Below are 17,601 nucleotides of genomic sequence, written 5' to 3'. Positions count from 1 at the left end.
CGACGAGGCACGCAAGACGAAGATCGTGGAGACGTCCTCCGGCGAGTTCTACGGCAAGGGCTACCAGGACGTGCAGCACCGCGTGCCGAAGATCGACAACACGATCGAGGAGCTGGGCTGGCAGCCGAAGCTGAACATGGAGCAGGCGCTGCGCCGCATCTTCGAGGCCTACCGCGACAAGGTGGTGGAGGCGCGTACGCTGGTGAGCGGCGGCAACTGATTCCGGCGGGGCGCCCCGGTTTGGGTAGACTATGCCTCGCGCGACTTTCCGCGCGCGAGGTGTCTACTCTCTGGAACGCGCCCCCATGCACGCCACCGGCAGGACCCTTTCCCGTTTTTCCATCTTTCCACTGGCTTCGCTGCTGGCGATGCCGGCAGCCACGGCCCAGACCGCCGACGAGAAGACGCTGCCCGATGTGGTGGTCAGCGCCAGCCGGAGCGAGCAGCGCCAGTTTGATGCCCCGGCCGCCGTCAGCAGCATCGCCGTGGACCCCTTCACGGCGGCGTCCCCGCTGGTCAATCTCTCCGAACTGACCCTGACCGTGCCCGGCATCGCTGTGCGGGACCGCCAGAACTACGCCCAGGACCTCCAGATCGCCGTGCGCGGCTTTGGCAGCCGCTCCACCTTCGGGGTGCGCGGGGTGCGGCTGTTTGTCGATGGCATTCCCGCCACCATGCCGGACGGGCAGGGGCAGGCGTCCACCTTCGACCTGGCCAACGCGAGCCGCGTGGAGGTGCTGCGCGGCCCGTTCGCCCAGATGTACGGCAATGCCTCGGGCGGCGTGGTGCAGGTGTTCACGCCCGATCCGCCCAGGGACGGGTTCACCGGGCGGGCTGCCACGGGCTTCGGCTCGGACGGCCAATGGCAGGCCGGCGTGGCGCTGGCCGGCGGCAATGACCGCCTCGGCGGCTCGCTGGACGCCTGGACCTACCAGACCGACGGCTACCGGGACCACAGCGCAGCACGCCGCTACCAGCTCAACGCCAAGATCGTGGCCCAGCCGACCACGGCCACCAAGATCACCGGCCAATTCAACTACTTCACCCAGCCGCTGGCCGAGGACCCGCTCGGGCTCACGCGCGCCCAGGCGGACGCCAACCCCCGGCAGGCCGTGCCGGCGGCCACCCAGTTCAACACGGGCAAGGATGTCGAGCAGACGCAGGCCGGCGTGGTGGTCGAACACCAGCTGAACGAGCGTGACAGCCTGAACTTCCGCCTTTATGGCGGCGGGCGGCAGCTGACCCAGCGGCTCGGCTTCAGCGGCGCGGCGCCTTCGTCGGCGGGCGGCATTGTCGATCTGGACCGCACCTACGGCGGCACGGCGCTGGCGTGGACGCGCAAGACCACGGCCAACGGCCTGCCGCTGCAATGGACGGCCGGGATCGAGGCCAACGCCATGCGCGACGCCCGCCATGGCTACGTGAACGATAACGGCCAGCAGGGCGCGCTGCGCCGGGACGAGACCGACGAGGCGGCCGACTACGGCGCGTTTGCCCAGTTCAACTGGACCGTGCATCCCGCCTGGGAACTGGTGGGCGGGCTGCGGGCGAGCATGGTCCGGCTGCGCATCGACGATCACTACGTCACGGCGGCCAGCCCGGACGACAGCGGCACCTCCACCTATCACAACGTCAGCCCGGTGGCCGGCGTGGTCTGGCACGCCCACGACACGCTCAATGTCTACGCCAACCTGGGCCGGGGCTTCGAGACCCCGACGCTGACCGAGGTGGCCTACGGCCCCGGCGGGGTGGGCGCCAACCTGGGCTTGCAGGCGTCCACCAGCCGGCAGGGCGAGATCGGCGTGAAATGGCAGGCGGCCGGCCAGAAGGTGGAGGCCGCGCTGTTCGACGCGGACAGTCACGACGAGGTGGTGCCGGTATCGAACAACGCCGGCCGCACGGTCTACCAGAACGTGAACGGCGTGCGCCGGCGCGGGCTGGAACTGGGCTGGCGCGGCACGTTCGGGCAGGCGCAGCAGTGGGGGGCGGGGCTGGGGTATACCTATTTGTCGGCGTACTTCGGGGAGGCCTATCTCAACGCGCAGGGCCTGCAGGTGGCGGCCGGCAACCGGCTGCCCGGCACGGCGCGGCACAGCCTGGGCGCAGAGCTGACCTACCGGCCGCTGGCGCCGCTGATGCTGGGGGTGGAGGCGCGGGCGGACAGCCAGGTCTATGCGGACGATCTCAACACCCAGGCGGCGCCCGGCTACATGGTCTTCAACCTGAAGGCCGGCTACGAATTCAGGCTGGGCCGGACCCGGCTGTACCTGTTCGGCCGGATCGACAACCTGGCAGACCGGCACTACATCGGCTCGGTCATCGTCAACGAGGCCAACGGCCGTTACTTCGAGCCGGCGGCCGGGCGGCGCTTCTTCCTGGGGCTGCGGGCGTCGATGTAAGCCGCCGCCTGACTTGCCAGCGGCGCGTCTCCGGCCTAAGGTGGCGTCTTTGACTGGCATCCGTGGAGCCCCATGCCCCCCTCCATGCCCCAGGACCGCGACCTGCGCATCATGCTGTGGGTCGTGGCCGTTGGCTTTTTCATGCAGACGCTCGACTCGACCATCGTCAACACGGCGCTGCCGTCGATGGCGCACAGCCTGGGCGAAAGCCCGCTGCGCATGCAGTCGGTCGTCATTGCCTATTCCCTCACCATGGCGGTGGTCATTCCGGCCTCGGGCTGGCTGGCGGACCGCTTCGGCACCCGCACCATCTTCCAGACCGCCATCGGCCTGTTCGTGCTCGGCTCGCTGCTGTGTGCCTGGGCGCCCACGCTGCCGGTGCTCACCGCCGCGCGGGTGGTGCAGGGGGTGGGCGGCGCCATGCTGCTGCCGGTGGGGCGGCTCTCGGTGCTGCGCACCTTTCCGCGCGAGCAATACCTCCAGGCGCTCAGCTTCGTGGCCATTCCGGGCATGATCGGCCCGCTGATCGGCCCCACGCTGGGCGGCTGGCTGACGCAGACGCTGTCGTGGCACTGGATCTTCCTGATCAACGTGCCGGTGGGGATCATCGGCGCCCTGGCCACCATCCGCTACATGCCCAATTCGCGGCTGCCCGGCATGGGCGGCTTTGACGTCACCGGCTACCTGCTGCTGGCCGTGGCCATGGTGGCGCTGTCGTTTTCGCTGGATGGGCTGGCCGGCATGGGCTTCCAGCACGCCACGGTGCTGATGCTGCTGATTGGCAGCATGGCGGCGCTCACGGCCTATGTGCTGCATGCCAACAAGCGCCAGAACCCGCTGTTTCCGCTGAAGCTGTTCAAGATTCACGCGTTCAGCGTGGGGCTGCTCGGCAACCTGTTCGCGCGTATCGGCAACGGGGCGATGCCCTTCCTGATTCCGCTGATGCTCCAGGTGAGCATGGGCTACGCGCCGTTCGATGCCGGCCTGATGATGCTGCCGGTCACGGCCGCCGGCATGGCCTCCAAGCGGCTGGCGACGATGCTGATCGAGCGCCACGGCTACCGGCGCGTGCTGGTGGTCAACACCTTCGTGGTGGGGCTGGTGATGGCGTCGTTCGCGCTGATCTCGCCCACGCGCCCGCTGGCGCTGACGCTGGTGCAGCTGGCCATCTTCGGCATGGTCAACTCGATCCAGTTCACGGCCATGAACACGGTGACGCTGAAAGACCTGTCGGGGGGCAGCGCCAGCAGCGGCAATTCGATGCTGTCGATGGTGCAGATGCTGTCGATGAGCCTGGCGGTGACGTCGGCCGGCGCGCTGCTGGCCACGTTCCAGGCCGGATTTGGCGCGAACGGCGCGCACCAGATGGAAGTGCTGCCGGCCTTCCACGCCACCTTCATCTGCGTGGGGCTGATTACCTCGGCATCGGCATGGATCTTCATGCAGCTATCGCCGGAGCCGGCGCGCGACACGAAGGAAGAGGTGAAGCAGGCCGGGGAGATGTAGGCCCCGGCCGGGGTGGGGCGTGGTGGGGCGGGGCGTGGCGGGGCTCAGGCTGCCAGCAGCTCGCAGAAGCGCGCGATATCGACGTTTCCGCCGCTGATGATCACGCCCACGCGCTGGCCCTTGAGTTGGTCCTTCATGCCCAGCACGGCGGCCATTCCGAGGCAGCCGGTCGGCTCCACCACCATCTTCATGCGCTCGGCGAAGAAGCGCATGGCGTCCACCAGTTGCGCGTCCGAGGCGGTGACGATGTCGTTGACGTCGCGGCGGATGATGCCAAAGGTGTACTGGCCCAGATGCTGGGTCTGCGCGCCATCGGCAATCGTCTTCGGGGTGTCGATGTTGACGATCTCGCCCTTGCGGAACGACTGCTGGCCGTCATTGCCGGCCTCCGGCTCCACGCCGTAGAGCTTGCAGGCCGGCGCCAGCGCGCGCGTGGCCAGTGCCGTGCCGGAGAGCAGCCCGCCGCCGCCGAGCGGGGTGAACAGCGCGTCCAGCGGGCCGACTTCCTCGAACAGTTCCTTGGCGGCAGTGCCCTGGCCGGCCAGCACGTCCGGATGGTCGTACGGCGGAATCAGCGTCATGCCGTGTTCGGCGGCCAGCTTGCGGCCAATTTCCTCGCGGTCTTCCTTGTAGCGGTCGTAGGTCACCACGTTGGCGCCGTAGCCCCTGGTGGCGGCTACCTTGGCCGCCGGGGCGTCGTGCGGCATGACGATGGTCGCCGGCATGCCGAGCAGCCTGGCCGAGAGGGCGATGCCCTGGGCATGGTTGCCGGACGAGAACGCCACCACGCCACCCTTGCGCTGCGCGGGCGAGAACTTCGACAAGGCGTTGAACGCCCCGCGGAACTTGAACGCGCCCATGCGCTGGAAGTTCTCGCACTTGAAGAACACTTCGGCGCCGACCATCTCGTTGAAGGTGCGCGAGGTGTTCACGGGCGTGCGGTTGGCATGGCCTTCCAGCCGCAGGGCGGCGGCTTGCACATCGGCGTAGGTGGGCAGTTGCAGGGTCGTCATGGCAGGGGAGGGTGTGCGATGGAGGTGAGAGATTACCAGGGCCAGGCCAGGCGCTTGCCGGTGCCATTGGCCACGGCGCGCTCGTGCAGGAAGCGGGCGACGGTCAGGTCCTGGAGGGCGAGGCCGGTCATGTCGAAGACGGTGATGTCGGCAGAGCCACGGTCGAACATGGCATTGCCGGTCAGCAGGTCGCCAATCTCGGTGCAATCGACCTGGGCGGCCCACTGGCATTCGCCGATGCCGCGGGCCTGCTCACGGTCGTCGGCAAAGACGCGCGCGCGGGCCAGCACGCCGTCCGGCAACTCGCGCTTGCCGCGCGTATCGGCGCCCACGCAGTTCAGGTGGGTACCGGGCTGCACGGCGTCTGCGTCGAACAGGGCGCCACCGCCGGGCGTGGCGGTGATGACGACATCACTTTTCGATACCGCCGCGTTGGCGTCCGTCGCCAGTTCGATCTGGCAGCGGTCCGAGAACGCTGCTTCGAACGCCGGATCGCGCTGGTGGTTGAAGGTGACGTAAGACACATGGCACAACGACGGCAGCAGGCGCAGCGCATAGGTCAGCTGCACGCGCGCCTGCACGCCGCTGCCGAACACGCAGACGCGCGCGCTGTTCGGCCGCGCCAGCAGTTGCAGGCCGATGCCGCCGGCCGCGCCGGTGCGCGCGGTGGTGATGGCGTTGCCGTCCAGCACGCAGAGCGGGCGGCCCGTGGCGGGGTCGATCAGCAGCACCGTGGCCTGATGCGGCTCGCCGCCCTGGGCGCGGTTGTCCGGCCAGAACCCGGCCGCCTTGAAGCCGAGCAGGTTCTGCTTCGGCACATCGCCAGCCTTGATGCCGAACACGCCGCCGGTGGCCAGCTTCTCGCGGATCAGCGGGAACACGCGGCCTTCGCGGTGGCTGTGCAGCACGAAGGCTTCACGCACGGCTTCCAGCACGTCGTCCGGTTGCAGGGCGGCTTCGACGTCGAATTTGTCGAGGAGCAGGAGTTGGGCCAGACGGGTATCAGCGGGCATAGCTATAGACCGAGGCGCGCGACACACCGAGATGTGCCGCGACGGTTTCCATGGCGCGCCGGACCTCCAACAGGCCCGACGCCTTGAGTTCATGCATCAGCGCGCGCCGGTCTTCGGTCTTCAGCGCACGGGGCGTGGTGGCCAGCCGGGCGGCGAAGGTGTCGATGCGGGCACGCAGGGCATCGGTGCCGGCTGGGTCGAGTGACTCTTGCGGCCCTTCGACGGCGGTCTGGACGAATTGCCCCATCGCCATCTGCAGGCTGCGGAACAGCGTCAGGTCCACATTCATGCACAGCGCGGCGATATAGCGCCCGTTGCTGTCCTTGATGCCCACCGAGGTGCTCTTGGCCTGCCGCCCATCCGCGAACTGGTTCGGATAGTTGGCGATGATCTGAGGGTAGTCCGGATCGGTGATGCGGGCCTGGCCCAGCTCGGTGGTGGGCTCGCCCACGGCGCGGCCGGACAGGTTGTTGTGAATGGCGAGGATCGACTGCCCGGGCTCGAGCAGGTCATGGACCACGACCTCGCAGAACGGCGCGAGCGTCTGCCCGAGGCCATCGGCAATCTGCTTGATCTGGTCGAGCAACTGGCGCTGCTCGGGCGTGCGGGTCTTCATGCTGGACATTTTGTCCAGCAGTAGATGAAATGTCAAGGTGCGGACTGCCCGCCCACGCCGCGTGCGCATCGCGGCGTGCGCCCTTCAAGACTTCGGCAGCCTAACGCGTGCCTGCGCTGCAGCAGTAGGCCAGCAGGAAGGTGTGGGTGCCCGGGAGATTGCCCACGATGCGGCGCATGTCCGTGTTCAGCTTGGCCATGGCCGCCGTCACGCGGTCGGGGCCGGGCAGGTTGCCGTTATTGAAGTCATGCACGGCGATGGCGACGGGTTTCTGGTCCCTGGTCTTGGGCGACGCAAGGGCCCGGTCCTCGTCCGCGAACTTCTCTTCGCGCTGTGCCACGGCGCCGATCTTCCCATCGCAGTAGCCGTGGGTGCCGGACATGACGTGAATCGTGTGGCCGTTGCCGGTCAGGCCGCTGGCGATGGTATTGAGCGCCGCCGCCACGTCGTCGACGTCGGACGGATCGTGAAATCCCCAGATCTGCACGGCGGTGGGGGTCTTGGCAGTGATGTTGACGAGCGTTGCCATGGTGTTTCTCCTTGGAAAACTTCAGGTTTCTGCGATGAAGAGGGAAGTCAGACTTCCCGCGCGTGGGTCTGCCCCGGCCAGACGCCGGTCATTTCGATGGCGCGACGCCCCGTCAGCCATTGCCCCAGCGGACTGGGCCAGTTGAAGGCGTAGTGGTCGCTGTTCATGACCCCCTGGAATTTCACGTCCACGCGGAGGTTGGTCGCGCTAAGCGGGATGTTGCTCACGGTCTTGGAAATGCCGCCGCTCAGCGAGAACTCATCGTGCTGGCGCCCCGCCGGCGAGTCGTAGCCGATCTGGATGTGGGTCACGTAGGTGCACCCGGGCTTGTTGTCGAACACCACCTCGAAGGCGCCGAGCCGGTTGATCCAGTTCGGAATCAGCAGCGGCCCGTCGAACGAGGCGAAGGTGTAGGCGATCGGGATCGGGGAGGGCGCGAGCTGCTCCGCCTGGTAGGGCCAGAGATGCTGGTCCACGCTCTTGTTCTGGCGGGTGGAGACGAACGAGCCCTTGCCGTTGGCGCCGCCCAGCATCTCTTGCACCGCGCCGGCGGAGCCGGTCAGCGAGAAGGAGGAACTGTTGTCCTGGGAGCCCACGTTCAGCCCGCTGTGGGCATAGACCGCGCTGGTGACCACGCCGAAACCCTGCGCGATCCGCCCGTTCGACCCCATGCTGACCGATTGCGCCTGGTCGTACAGCCACTGGTAGGTTTCCGGCTTGCCGAGCAGGGTCAGGTCGCTGATGAACGTTTCCGACGCGATGCCGAATTCGGAAGCGATCGACCCCACGGTCGAGAATTCCCACTTCACCTCCACGCCGGCCGTCACCTTGATGCCGGTATCCGGATCGGTGGCCGAGCCGTCCAGGTTGACGTTGGATTCGCTGCGCTGCACGTTGCTGGAGGACAGCTTCCACTGGTTGGGAATACCGCGCGTGCTTAGCGAGAGCCCCGGTGTCTCCTCCTTGACCAGCGTGAAATCGCCGGTGTCCGGAGAAACAAAGCCCACCGCGCCGGGTTTGATATTGGGCGCCAGGGTCCAGTTTCCCCAATAGGCGGGGCGCCCGTTGCGTATCAGGTCGGTAAATGATCGATTCCAATTCATGGTGTTACCCCTTTTGAATGTTGCTGGCATTCGGTTGATTTTGCGATAGCGGTCGGTGACTTATCGCAGAACCAGTGTTGGTGCCTGGAGGGGGTAATCGCCATTACTCCGATTGCGTATCCGGATTTTCGGATGCCATGGGAATTCTGAGTTGCCTGGAAATCGTCATGAGAGCCGCCAGGGTTTGCAACCCGGTTTTGGCACGGATGTTTTCCAGGTGTTTGCTGACAGTGCGGGGACTGATGCTGAGATTTCTGCCGATTTCCTTGGCCGTCAGGCCCAGGCTCAGCTTCTCCAGGACGTCTTTTTCACGCTTGCTTAATGTGTCTGGTGGAAGAAGCGGGGTGGGCGCGCGGGGCGCCGTATTGGCATGCGTCGTGGCAAAGGCCACCAGCTGCGACGTGGAGTGGATATCGAGTTTTGCCGAGATATTGGTTCGGTGCTTGCGGGCCGTGAATTCGGTAACGCCCAGATACCTGGCGATATCGCTGGTGCTCATCCCTTGGGCGATCAAGGCGAGCACCTGGGATTCCCGGGTGGTCAACCTTGATGACGGCAAGCATGCCCATTATTATTTTTCGAGCGGATGACAGGGCGTCACCCCGCTACGATGCAATCAGGTCATCGTAGGTGAAATAAATGAACTGTTTGTGGGAATTATTTAATATCAGAGATAAGGGTGCCTAATATCTCCGCTCTCCCGATAATCGGGAGGGCGGAGAAAGGCAACCATTTATGCCGCTTCGGCCACCCGGATTTCGACCAGCAGCTTTTTCAGTTCCGGCACGCAGGAGCCGCAATTGCCGCCGGCTTTCACGCAGGCGGTGATGTCGGCCGGGGTCTTGAGGTCGTGCTTGCGCACGGCGTCGCAGATCGTGTTGCGGCCCACGCCGAAGCAGGAGCACACGGTGGGGCCGGCGTCCGCGCCTTTCTCCATCGGCTGGCCCAGCAGCAGGCCGATGCGGTCGGTGTCCTCCAGCCGCTCCTGCCCGAACAGTTGCGACAGCCACGCCCGCGAGGGCAGGTCCGGGCGGGTGGAAACGTACACGCAGGCCTCGATGCGGTCGTTGACCACATAGCCCGCGTGATAGACGCCGGCGGTGCGGTCCTCGTATTCGAGCCAGTCGGCCTCGGGGTCCTGCACGCCCAGCAGCGCGCGGGCCCAGGCGGCGCGGTCGGGAATGGTCTCCCGGCCGGCGAACTCGTAGCGCTGGAACTGCTTGCCCTGGATGCGCGTCCAGTACGTCAGCGCGTCGGCGGGCAGGGCGGCGCGGCTCAGCACGAAGCCGTGCCATGACACGCGGAATTCCTCCACGCGCACCGGCGTGTGCTTGAACTCCGGCTCGCCCGAGACCGGATCGACCGCCGGATTGACCAGCGCGCCCACGCGGGCATCGGAGCTGAACTGGCCGTTCCAGTGGATCGGCACGAACACGCTGCCACGCGGAATGCCGCCGCCATGGCGCACGCGGGCCACCATCGCGCCCCAGCGGCTGGTGATGCGCGCCAGCTTGCCTTCGCCCACGCCGCACAGCAGGGCGTCTTGCGGATGCATGTCGACGAAGGGCTCGGGCAGGTGGTCGGAGAGCCGCGCGGCCTTGCCGGTGCGGGTCATGGTGTGCCACTGGTCGCGTACCCGGCCGGTGTTCAGGATCAGCGGGAAGTCGTCGTCCGTGGCGTGGGCCGGCGCGCGCGGCGCGGTCGGCACGAAGCGGGCGCGGCCATCGGGATGGGCGTAGCGGCCGTCGGTGAACAGGCGCTGCGTGCCTTCGGTCAGATTGGCGCGCACTGGCCACTGCACGGGCGCGAGGGCGTCGTAGTCGGCCCGGGCCAGCCCGGCCAGCCCGCTGATGTCGAACGCACGCGGTGCGTCGAGCTCGGTGGCGGTGTCGTTGCGCCACGCGCTCAGGCGGGCGTGTTCGTCGAAGATTTCATGCGGACCGGCGTAGTCGAAGCCGGCGAAGCCCATCCGGCGGGCCACGTCGCAGAGGATGTCCCAGTCGGCGCGGGCCTCGCCCGGCGCGGGCAGGAAGGCGCGCTGGCGCGAGATGCGGCGCTCGGTGTTGGTCACCGTGCCGTTCTTCTCGCCCCAGCCCAGTGCCGGCAGCAGGATGTGGGCCGCGTCGTTGGTGTCGGTGTGCGTGACGATGTCCGACGCCACCACCAGCTCGCACCTGGCCAGCGCGCGGCGTGCCTGGTCGGCATCGGGCAGGCTCACCACGGGGTTGGTGGCAATGACCCAGACCGCCTTGACCTTGCCTTGCTCGATGGCATCGAACAGGTCCACGGCCTTGAGGCCGGGCTGGTCGGCCATCGCCGGGGACTGCCAGAAGTCCTGCACGATGTCCCGGTGCACCGGGTTGGCCAGCTCCATATGGGCAGCCAGCATGTTGGCCAGCCCGCCGACTTCGCGCCCGCCCATCGCATTGGGCTGGCCAGTCAGCGAGAACGGGCCCATGCCGGGGCGGCCGATGCGGCCGGTCAGCAGATGGCAGTTGATGATGCTGTTGACCTTGTCCGTGCCGGACGACGACTGGTTCACGCCCATCGAGAACGCCGTGATGACCTGTTCCGTGCTGGCGAACAGGTCGAAGAAGGCTTGCACGTCCGCCGGGTCGAGCTTGCAGGCGCGGGCCACGGCGGCGACGCTGGTGTCGTCCGCCTCGGCGGCGGCCAGGGTGGCTTCCAGCCCGGCGGTGTGCGCGGCGACGAAGGCCGTGTCGGTCTTGCCGGCGCGGGCCAGATGGCTCAGCAGGCCGTTGAACAGGCGCACATCGGTGCCGGCGCGCAGCGGCAGGTGCAGATCGGCCAGTTCGCAGGTGGCGGTGCGGCGCGGGTCGATCGCCACGATCTTCATGGCTGGCCGGGCTTCCTTGGCGCGCGTGAGCCGCTGGAACAGGATCGGGTGGCACCACGCGGTGTTCGAGCCCACCAGCACGACGAGATCGGCGGTCTCCAGGTCCTCGTAGCTGCAGGGCACCAGGTCTTCGCCGAAGGCGCGCTTGTGGCCGGCCACGGCGGATGACATGCAGAGCCGCGAGTTGGTGTCGATATTAGCCGTGCCGATGAACCCCTTCATCAGCTTGTTGGCGATGTAGTAGTCCTCGGTCAGGATCTGGCCGGAGACATAGAGCGCCACGGCGTCCGGGCCGTGCGCGGCGACGATGTCGGAGAAGCCCCTGGCCACCTTGTCGAGCGCCTCGTCCCAGGAGACGCGGCGCAGCTCGCCATCGGCCTCGCGCAGCTGGGGGTGCAGCAGGCGGCCGTTCAGGTCGAGGGTTTCGCCAAGCGCCGAGCCCTTGACGCAGAGCCGGCCGAAGTTGGAGGCATGGTCGGCGTCGCCGCTGACTTCGACCTGGCCGTCCGCGCGCACGGTGGCGCGCACGCCGCAGCCCACGCCGCAATAGGGGCAGGTGGTGGCGGTGGTGGTGGTGGGGGTGGCGGAAACCACCGCAATATCGGACAGGTTCACAGCAATGTCTCTCTTTCGGTGGATGCCAGCCAGCCAGCAACGCCGGTGGCAACGCAGCCGGTAAATCAGGCGGCCAGGGCCTCGCACTGGGTCTTGCCGAACAGCAGGCGCTGGCGCAGGGCGCCCACCGGCTTGCCGCTCTGGATCAGGTCGAAGTACCACGGGCCGTCCTGCACGTCGCCGTATAGCACCGCGCCCACGAGCCGGCCGTCCTGCAGCACCAGCCGCTTGTAGACGCCGCGCCGGGGATCGCGCAGGACCAGATCCTCGCTGCCATCGGCGCCAATGAAATCGCCGGCCGAGTACAGGTCCACGCCGGTGACCTTGAGTTTGGTCGCCGTGGCCTGCTGCACGTAGCGGCGATGGCCGGCGCCGGCCAGATGGGCCGCGCAGACGCGTGCCTGGTCCCAGATCGGCGCCACCAGCCCGAAGGTGGCCTGGCGATGCTGCACGCACTCGCCTACGGCGTAGATGCGCGGGTCGAAGGTCTGGAGCGTGTCGTCCACCACGATGGCGCGCTCGCAGCGCAGCCCGGCGCCGGCCGCCAGTTCGATATTGGGCCGCACGCCGGCGGTCATCACCACCAGGTCCGCCGGGATCTGGCTGCCGTCCTTGAACAGCACGCCGGTCACGCGGCTATCGCCCAGAATGCCGGCGGTCTGCGCGCCGAGCAGGAAGCGCAGGCCCTTGCGCTCCAGCGCCAGCTTCAGCAGCGCGGCGGCGGGTTTGTCCAGCTGGCGCTCCATCAGGCTGTCGGCGAGGTGGACCACGGTGACGTCCATGCCCTGGCGCAGCAGGCCGTTGGCGGCCTCCAGCCCGAGCAGGCCGCCGCCAATCACCACCGCGTGGCGATGGTTGCGGGCGGCGTGGAGCATGGTTTCCACGTCCTGGATGTCGCGGAAGGCGATCACCCCGTCCAGCGTATGGCCCGGCACCGGCAGGATGAACGGCTTGGAGCCCGTGGCCAGCAGCAGGCGGTCGTAGTGCACCTCCCGGCCGGAAGCCGAGCGCACCGTGCGGCGGGGGCGGTCGATGGCCACCACGGGGTCGCCGGCCAAAAGCTCGATGCCATGCGCGGCGTACCACTCGCGCGTGTTGAGCATGATGTCGTCGACGGTCTTCTCGCCGGCGAGCACCGGCGAGAGCAGGATGCGGTTGTAGTTGCCGTGCGGCTCGGCGCCGAACACCGTGATGTCATACAGGTCCGGCGCCAGCTTCAGCAGTTCCTCGACCGTGCGCATGCCGGCCATGCCGTTGCCGACGACAACCAGTCGGGGTTTGGCGTGGGAGTTGGCGGTGGGCGTCATGGGGCGTCTCAAATGGCTTGGGCGTGGGCGAGGGGCAATGCGGGAAGCGGGGGAAGCAGCTCAGGCCGCCAGTTCTTCCTCGGCCTGTCGTGCGACTTCGCTGGCGGCTACCCAGACCTTGCCGTCGTAGACCCGGGCCGCGTAGGCCGCCACCGAGTGCTCGGGGGCTTCCAGGCATTCGCCGGTACGCAGGTCGAAGTGATGCTTGTAGATCGGCGAGGCCACCACCACGCGCTCGCCCAGGCTGCCAACCAGCCCGCGCGAGAGCACCGCCGCCTGCGAGTTCGGATCGAAATTGTCGATGGCGAAGACCTCCTCGCCCCGGCCGATGCGGAACACGGCCACTTGCTGGCCATCAACCAGTGCGCAGACACCAGTATTGGGCACGATGTCGCGCAAGGTGCAAATCGCGGTCCAGGTTTCGGGATGATGGGAATGATGCATCACGTTCTCCTTTTATCAGGCTGCTTTTGCGGGCACGGCAACCACGGGGATGTGGCTCAGGCGGGAGCGCTGCAAGTTCCGTTCCTCGGGCGTGGCCGGGCGGATCTGGCCGCGCTCCTCCAGGAAGACGAGGTTGTCGTCGCGCAGGTCGCTGTTGACGAAGTGGCGGAAGCGCTTGCGGGTCTCGGGGTCCGTCACGGCCTTCTTCCACTCGTCCTCGTAGGTATCCACTACGTGCTGCATCTCGGCTTCGAGTTCGGCGCCCACGCCCAGCTTGTCGTCGATCACCACCGATTTCAGGTAGTCCAGCCCGCCTTCCAGGTTGTCGCGCCAGGTGCTGGTGCGTTGCAGGCGGTCTGCCGTGCGGATGTAGAACATCAGGAAGCGGTCGATGTAGCGGATCAGCGTGTCGTGGTCCAGGTCGCCGGCCAGCAGTTCGGCGTGCCGGGGCTTCATGCCGCCGTTGCCGCAGACGTAGAGGTTCCAGCCGCGTTCCGTGGCGATGATGCCCACGTCCTTGCCCTGCGCCTCGGCGCATTCGCGGGTGCAGCCGGACACGCCAAACTTGATCTTGTGCGGCGCGCGCAGGCCCTTGTAGCGGTTCTCGATCTCGATGGCGAGGCCCACGGAGTCATCCACGCCATAGCGGCACCACGTGGAACCCACGCAGGATTTCACCGTGCGCAGCGACTTGCCGTACGCATGGCCCGACTCGAAGCCGGCCGCGATCAGTTCCTCCCAGATCATCGGCAGCTCTTCCAGCCGCGCGCCGAACATGTCCACCCGCGCGCCGCCGGTGATCTTGGTGTAGAGGCCGTACTTCTTGGCCACCTGGCCCACGGCGATCAGGCCGTCGGGCGTCACTTCGCCGCCCGGCATGCGCGGCACCACGGAATAGGTGCCGTCCTTCTGGATGTTGGCCAGGAAGTAGTCGTTGGAGTCCTGCAGGCTGGCGTGCTCTTCCTTGAGCACGAAGTCGTTCCAGCACGAGGCCAGGATGTTGCCGACGGTGGGCTTGCAGATATCGCAGCCCAGGCCCTTGCCGTGCGCAGCCAGCAGGTCCTCGAAGGACTTGAACTTGCCCACGCGCACCAGGTGGTACAGCTCCTGGCGCGAGTATGGGAAGTGCTCGCAGACATGGTTGTTGACGGCCATGCCCTGCTTCTTCATCTCGGCCTTCATGATCTGCGTGACCAGCGGCACGCAGCCTCCGCACGCCGTGCCGGCCTTGGTGCAGGTCTTCAGCGCGCCGATGCTGGTGGCGCCATCGCCCACGGCGGCGCAGATCTGGCCCTTGCTGACGTTGTTGCACGAGCAGATCTGGGCGGTGTCCGGCAGCGCGTCGGCGCCCAGCGCCGGCTTGGCCTTGCCATCCGAGGACGGCAGGATCAGGAATTCGGGCGACTCGGGCAGCTCGATGCGGTTCAGCATCATCTGGAGCAGGGTGCCGTATTCTTCGGCATCGCCCACCAGCACGCCGCCGAGCAGGTACTTGCCGCAGTCGGACACCACCAGCTTCTTGTAGATCTGCTTGCGCTCGTCGGTGAACTGGTACGAGCGGCTGCCCGGCACGTTGCCGTGCGGGTCGCCGATGCTGGCCACGTCCACGCCCATCAGCTTGAGCTTGGTGCTCATGTCGGCGCCGCCGAATTCGGCAGCTTCGCCGCGCAGGTGGCGGGCGGCCACGCGGGCCATGTCATAGCCGGGGGCCACCAGGCCGTAGATCTTGCCCTGCCACAGCGCGCACTCGCCAATCGCGTAGACGTGCGGGTCGGAGGTCAGGCAGTTGTTGTCCACGGCGATGCCGCCGCGCTCGCCCACGGCCAGGCCGCTCTCGCGCGCCAGTTCGTCACGCGGGCGGATGCCAGCCGAGAACACGATCATGTCGGTGTCCAGGTGCGTGCCGTCGGCAAAGTTCATGCGATGGGTGCCTTCCACGCCATCGACGATTTCCTTGGTGTTCTTGCCGGTGTGCGCCTTGACGCCCAGCGCCTCGATCTTCTGGCGCAGCATGCGGCCGCCGCCTTCGTCCACCTGCACGGCCATCAGGCGCGGGGCGAACTCCACCACGTGGGTCTCCAGGCCCATGTCGCGCAGCGCCTTGGCGCATTCCAGCCCGAGCAGGCCGCCGCCGATGACCACGCCGGTTTTCGCCCGGTTGCCGCATTCGCGCATCGCTTCCAGGTCTTCGATGGTGCGATAGACGAAGGTGTCCTTGCGGTCCTTGCCCGGCAGCGGCGGCACGAAGGGGTAGGAGCCGGTGGCCAGCACCAGCTTGTCGTAGGCCAGCGTCTCGCCGGTGGAGGTGGTGACGGTCTTCGCGGCGGTGTCGATGGCCGTGGCTCTGGCGTTCAGGCGCAGCAGCATGTTGTTGTGCTGCTCGAAGAAGCCGGCCGGCACCAGCGAGAGGTCTTCCGCGGACTTGCCCGCGAAGAATTCGGAGAGGTGGACGCGGTCGTACGCGGGGCGCGGCTCCTCGCACAGCACCGTCACTTCGAGGTCCTGCGCGCCGGCGTCTGCCAGGCATTCCAGGAACTTGTGGCCGACCATGCCGTGCCCGACGATGATGATTTTCATGATGCTTTCCTTGTCCGGGGTTCTTCGTATGCGAATTCAGTTGGCCAGCGCGCTGTCGTACAGGGCCTGCTCCTGGGCCTTGTGCTCGGCGCTGAAGCGCACGGCGATGGCGCACAGCGCGGCGATCGTGGCGGCCACGCCGAGGTAGGTCAGGGTCTGTTGCAGGTCGCCCAGGCCCTTCATCAGGAAGCCGGCCGCTACCGCGCCCACGTTGCCGCCGGCGCCGATGATGCCGGCCACGCCGCCCAGCGCCTTGCGGTCGATGAACGGCACCAGCGCGTAGGTGGCACCGCAGGCCATGTGGGTGAACAGGCCGAAGATCAGCATGGCCACCACGGCCAGCGTGACGCTGGACGCCTGCGCGAACCACAGCAGGCCCAGCCCTTCGCCGAGGATGAAGACGAACAGCACCATCGAGCGGGCGTCCAGGCCACGGCGGCGGGCGAAGCGGTCCGACACATAGCCGCCCAGCGCCCGGGCAAACAGCGCCAGCAGGCCGAAGCTCGCCGCAGCCATGCCGGCAGCCGACAGCGACAGGCCGAAGTGGTCCACGTAGAAGGTGGCGGCCACGTTGTGGATGAAGATCTCCACGCCGAAGCAGGCGCCGTAGGTGATGAACAGCAGCCAGACGCGGTAGTTGGCGCTGGCCGCCTTGAAGCTGGCCCAGCCGCCGCCGCCTTTTCCACCTTTAGCGCCGCTGACGGCCACGCCGCGTGCGCGCAGGTCCGAGTAGTTGCCTTCCGGGCAGTCCTGCGTGAACTTCCAGTACACGACGGCCATGATCAGCATCAGCACGCCGGGCACCACCAGCGCCAGGCGCCAGCCGAGCGTGTGGTCCACGCCAATCATCAGGATCGCGCCCAGCAGCAGCGGCATGGCCGCCTGCGCCGCGCCGCCGCCGGCATTGCCCCAGCCGGCCGACGCCGCGTTGGCCGTGCCCACCACGTTCGGCGCGAACATCACCGAGGTGTGGTACTGCGTGATGACGAAGCTCGCGCCCACCGCGCCAATCAGCAGGCGGAAGAACAGGAAGGTCTCGTAGTTCTGCGCCAGCGCTACGCCGAGCACGGGCAGCGCGCCAATGGCCAGCAGGCCGGTGTAGGTCTTGCGCGGGCCGAAGCGGTCGCACATCGGGCCGATGATCAGGCGGACGATGATGGTCACCGCCACGGCGGCGATATTGATATTGGCGATCTGGCCCGGCGTGAGGCCGAACTCGCCCTTGAGCACCGGCATCAGCGGCGCGCAGGCAAACCACGCGAAGAAGCAGACAAAGAACGCCATCCAGGTCAGGTGGAAGGCGCGCATCTGCGGGGTCTTGAGACTCAGCAGGTCGATCCGGGTGGCTTTACCGTTCATGCTTGTGCTCCAAAAACAAAAGGCGTCCCGAGAGGCTGGCAAAGGCCAGTTCTGGGGACGCCGTTGTCCTGACGCGTGGCTACATGAGATAGCCAGCGTTTGATGTGGGGTGGGCAGGTCGCCGTTGACCGGCCCGTGCTCTGTATCGCAAGCGGTGTGCCAGCCGGTGGTGGGGCGTATCAGGCGCGTGGAAAGCCGGTTTTCGGACGAAAAGCGGCGTGTAATGCACGTTTATGCATCATGGTGCGGCGCCAGCATGGGGC

The 17,601-nt window shown here is 67.3% G+C and carries 13 protein-coding genes and 1 pseudogene; 3 read left to right on the top strand and 11 right to left on the bottom strand.

The window, feature by feature from the left end; all coding sequences use genetic code 11:
* From KHO18_RS22495 to mdtD, 3 genes and pseudogenes are all read left to right on the top strand, one after another.
* Window positions 1-220 (top strand): annotated as a pseudogene (locus tag KHO18_RS22495) (bifunctional UDP-4-keto-pentose/UDP-xylose synthase); the annotation flags it as partial.
* Window positions 221-305: 85 nt separating this feature from the next.
* The gene (locus tag KHO18_RS22490) at window positions 306-2,399 is read left to right on the top strand and encodes a TonB-dependent receptor family protein (protein WP_348638701.1); all 2,094 of its coding nucleotides are present in this window, start codon (window positions 306-308) and stop codon (window positions 2,397-2,399) included.
* A gap of 72 nt (window positions 2,400-2,471) precedes the next feature.
* Window positions 2,472-3,905, top strand: a complete 1,434-nt coding sequence (gene mdtD, locus KHO18_RS22485) for a multidrug transporter subunit MdtD (RefSeq protein ID WP_244845007.1) — start codon at window positions 2,472-2,474, stop codon at window positions 3,903-3,905.
* 44 nt (window positions 3,906-3,949) lie between these two features.
* Here mdtD and KHO18_RS22480 read toward each other — a convergent pair whose 3' ends face one another.
* From KHO18_RS22480 to KHO18_RS22430, 11 genes are all read right to left on the bottom strand, one after another.
* Window positions 3,950-4,918, bottom strand: a complete 969-nt coding sequence (locus tag KHO18_RS22480) for a threo-3-hydroxy-L-aspartate ammonia-lyase (RefSeq protein ID WP_211943930.1) — start codon at window positions 4,916-4,918, stop codon at window positions 3,950-3,952.
* A 32-nt stretch (window positions 4,919-4,950) separates the two neighbouring features.
* Entirely contained in the window at window positions 4,951-5,931 is a 981-nt protein-coding gene (locus KHO18_RS22475; RefSeq protein WP_211943929.1) for an ornithine cyclodeaminase family protein, read from the bottom strand.
* Window positions 5,921-6,547 (bottom strand): helix-turn-helix transcriptional regulator, encoded by a 627-nt coding sequence (locus KHO18_RS22470; RefSeq protein WP_144203452.1) that lies wholly within the window; start codon window positions 6,545-6,547, stop codon window positions 5,921-5,923. The genes KHO18_RS22475 and KHO18_RS22470 overlap by 11 nt, the downstream gene beginning before the upstream one ends.
* Window positions 6,548-6,647: 100 nt before the next feature.
* Window positions 6,648-7,076, bottom strand: coding sequence for a hypothetical protein (locus KHO18_RS22465; RefSeq protein WP_144203450.1), 429 nt, complete (start codon window positions 7,074-7,076; stop codon window positions 6,648-6,650).
* Between the two features lie 47 nt (window positions 7,077-7,123).
* Entirely contained in the window at window positions 7,124-8,179 is a 1,056-nt protein-coding gene (locus KHO18_RS22460; RefSeq protein WP_144203448.1) for a hypothetical protein, read from the bottom strand.
* A gap of 103 nt (window positions 8,180-8,282) precedes the next feature.
* The gene (locus KHO18_RS22455; protein ID WP_280527769.1) at window positions 8,283-8,723 is read right to left on the bottom strand and encodes a response regulator transcription factor; all 441 of its coding nucleotides are present in this window, start codon (window positions 8,721-8,723) and stop codon (window positions 8,283-8,285) included.
* Window positions 8,724-8,912: 189 nt separating this feature from the next.
* Window positions 8,913-11,651: a nitrate reductase gene (locus KHO18_RS22450; RefSeq protein WP_211943928.1), complete on the bottom strand. Its 2,739-nt coding sequence runs from the start codon at window positions 11,649-11,651 to the stop codon at window positions 8,913-8,915.
* A 65-nt stretch (window positions 11,652-11,716) separates the two neighbouring features.
* A complete protein-coding gene (locus KHO18_RS22445; RefSeq protein ID WP_144203442.1) occupies window positions 11,717-12,958 on the bottom strand; it encodes an NAD(P)/FAD-dependent oxidoreductase in 1,242 nt (413 codons plus the stop codon).
* Between the two features lie 60 nt (window positions 12,959-13,018).
* A complete protein-coding gene (nirD, locus tag KHO18_RS22440) occupies window positions 13,019-13,402 on the bottom strand; it encodes a nitrite reductase small subunit NirD (RefSeq protein ID WP_144203440.1) in 384 nt (127 codons plus the stop codon).
* A 15-nt stretch (window positions 13,403-13,417) separates the two neighbouring features.
* A complete protein-coding gene (gene nirB, locus KHO18_RS22435) occupies window positions 13,418-15,979 on the bottom strand; it encodes a nitrite reductase large subunit NirB (protein WP_144203438.1) in 2,562 nt (853 codons plus the stop codon).
* A 36-nt stretch (window positions 15,980-16,015) separates the two neighbouring features.
* A complete protein-coding gene (locus KHO18_RS22430) occupies window positions 16,016-17,338 on the bottom strand; it encodes an MFS transporter (RefSeq protein ID WP_144203436.1) in 1,323 nt (440 codons plus the stop codon).
* Window positions 17,339-17,601: the final 263 nt, after the last annotated feature.

Origin of the sequence: Cupriavidus campinensis (genome assembly GCF_905397395.1) — a bacterium.
Lineage (GTDB): Bacteria > Pseudomonadota > Gammaproteobacteria > Burkholderiales > Burkholderiaceae > Cupriavidus > Cupriavidus campinensis.
This window is presented reverse-complemented; position numbering and strand designations above follow the sequence as displayed.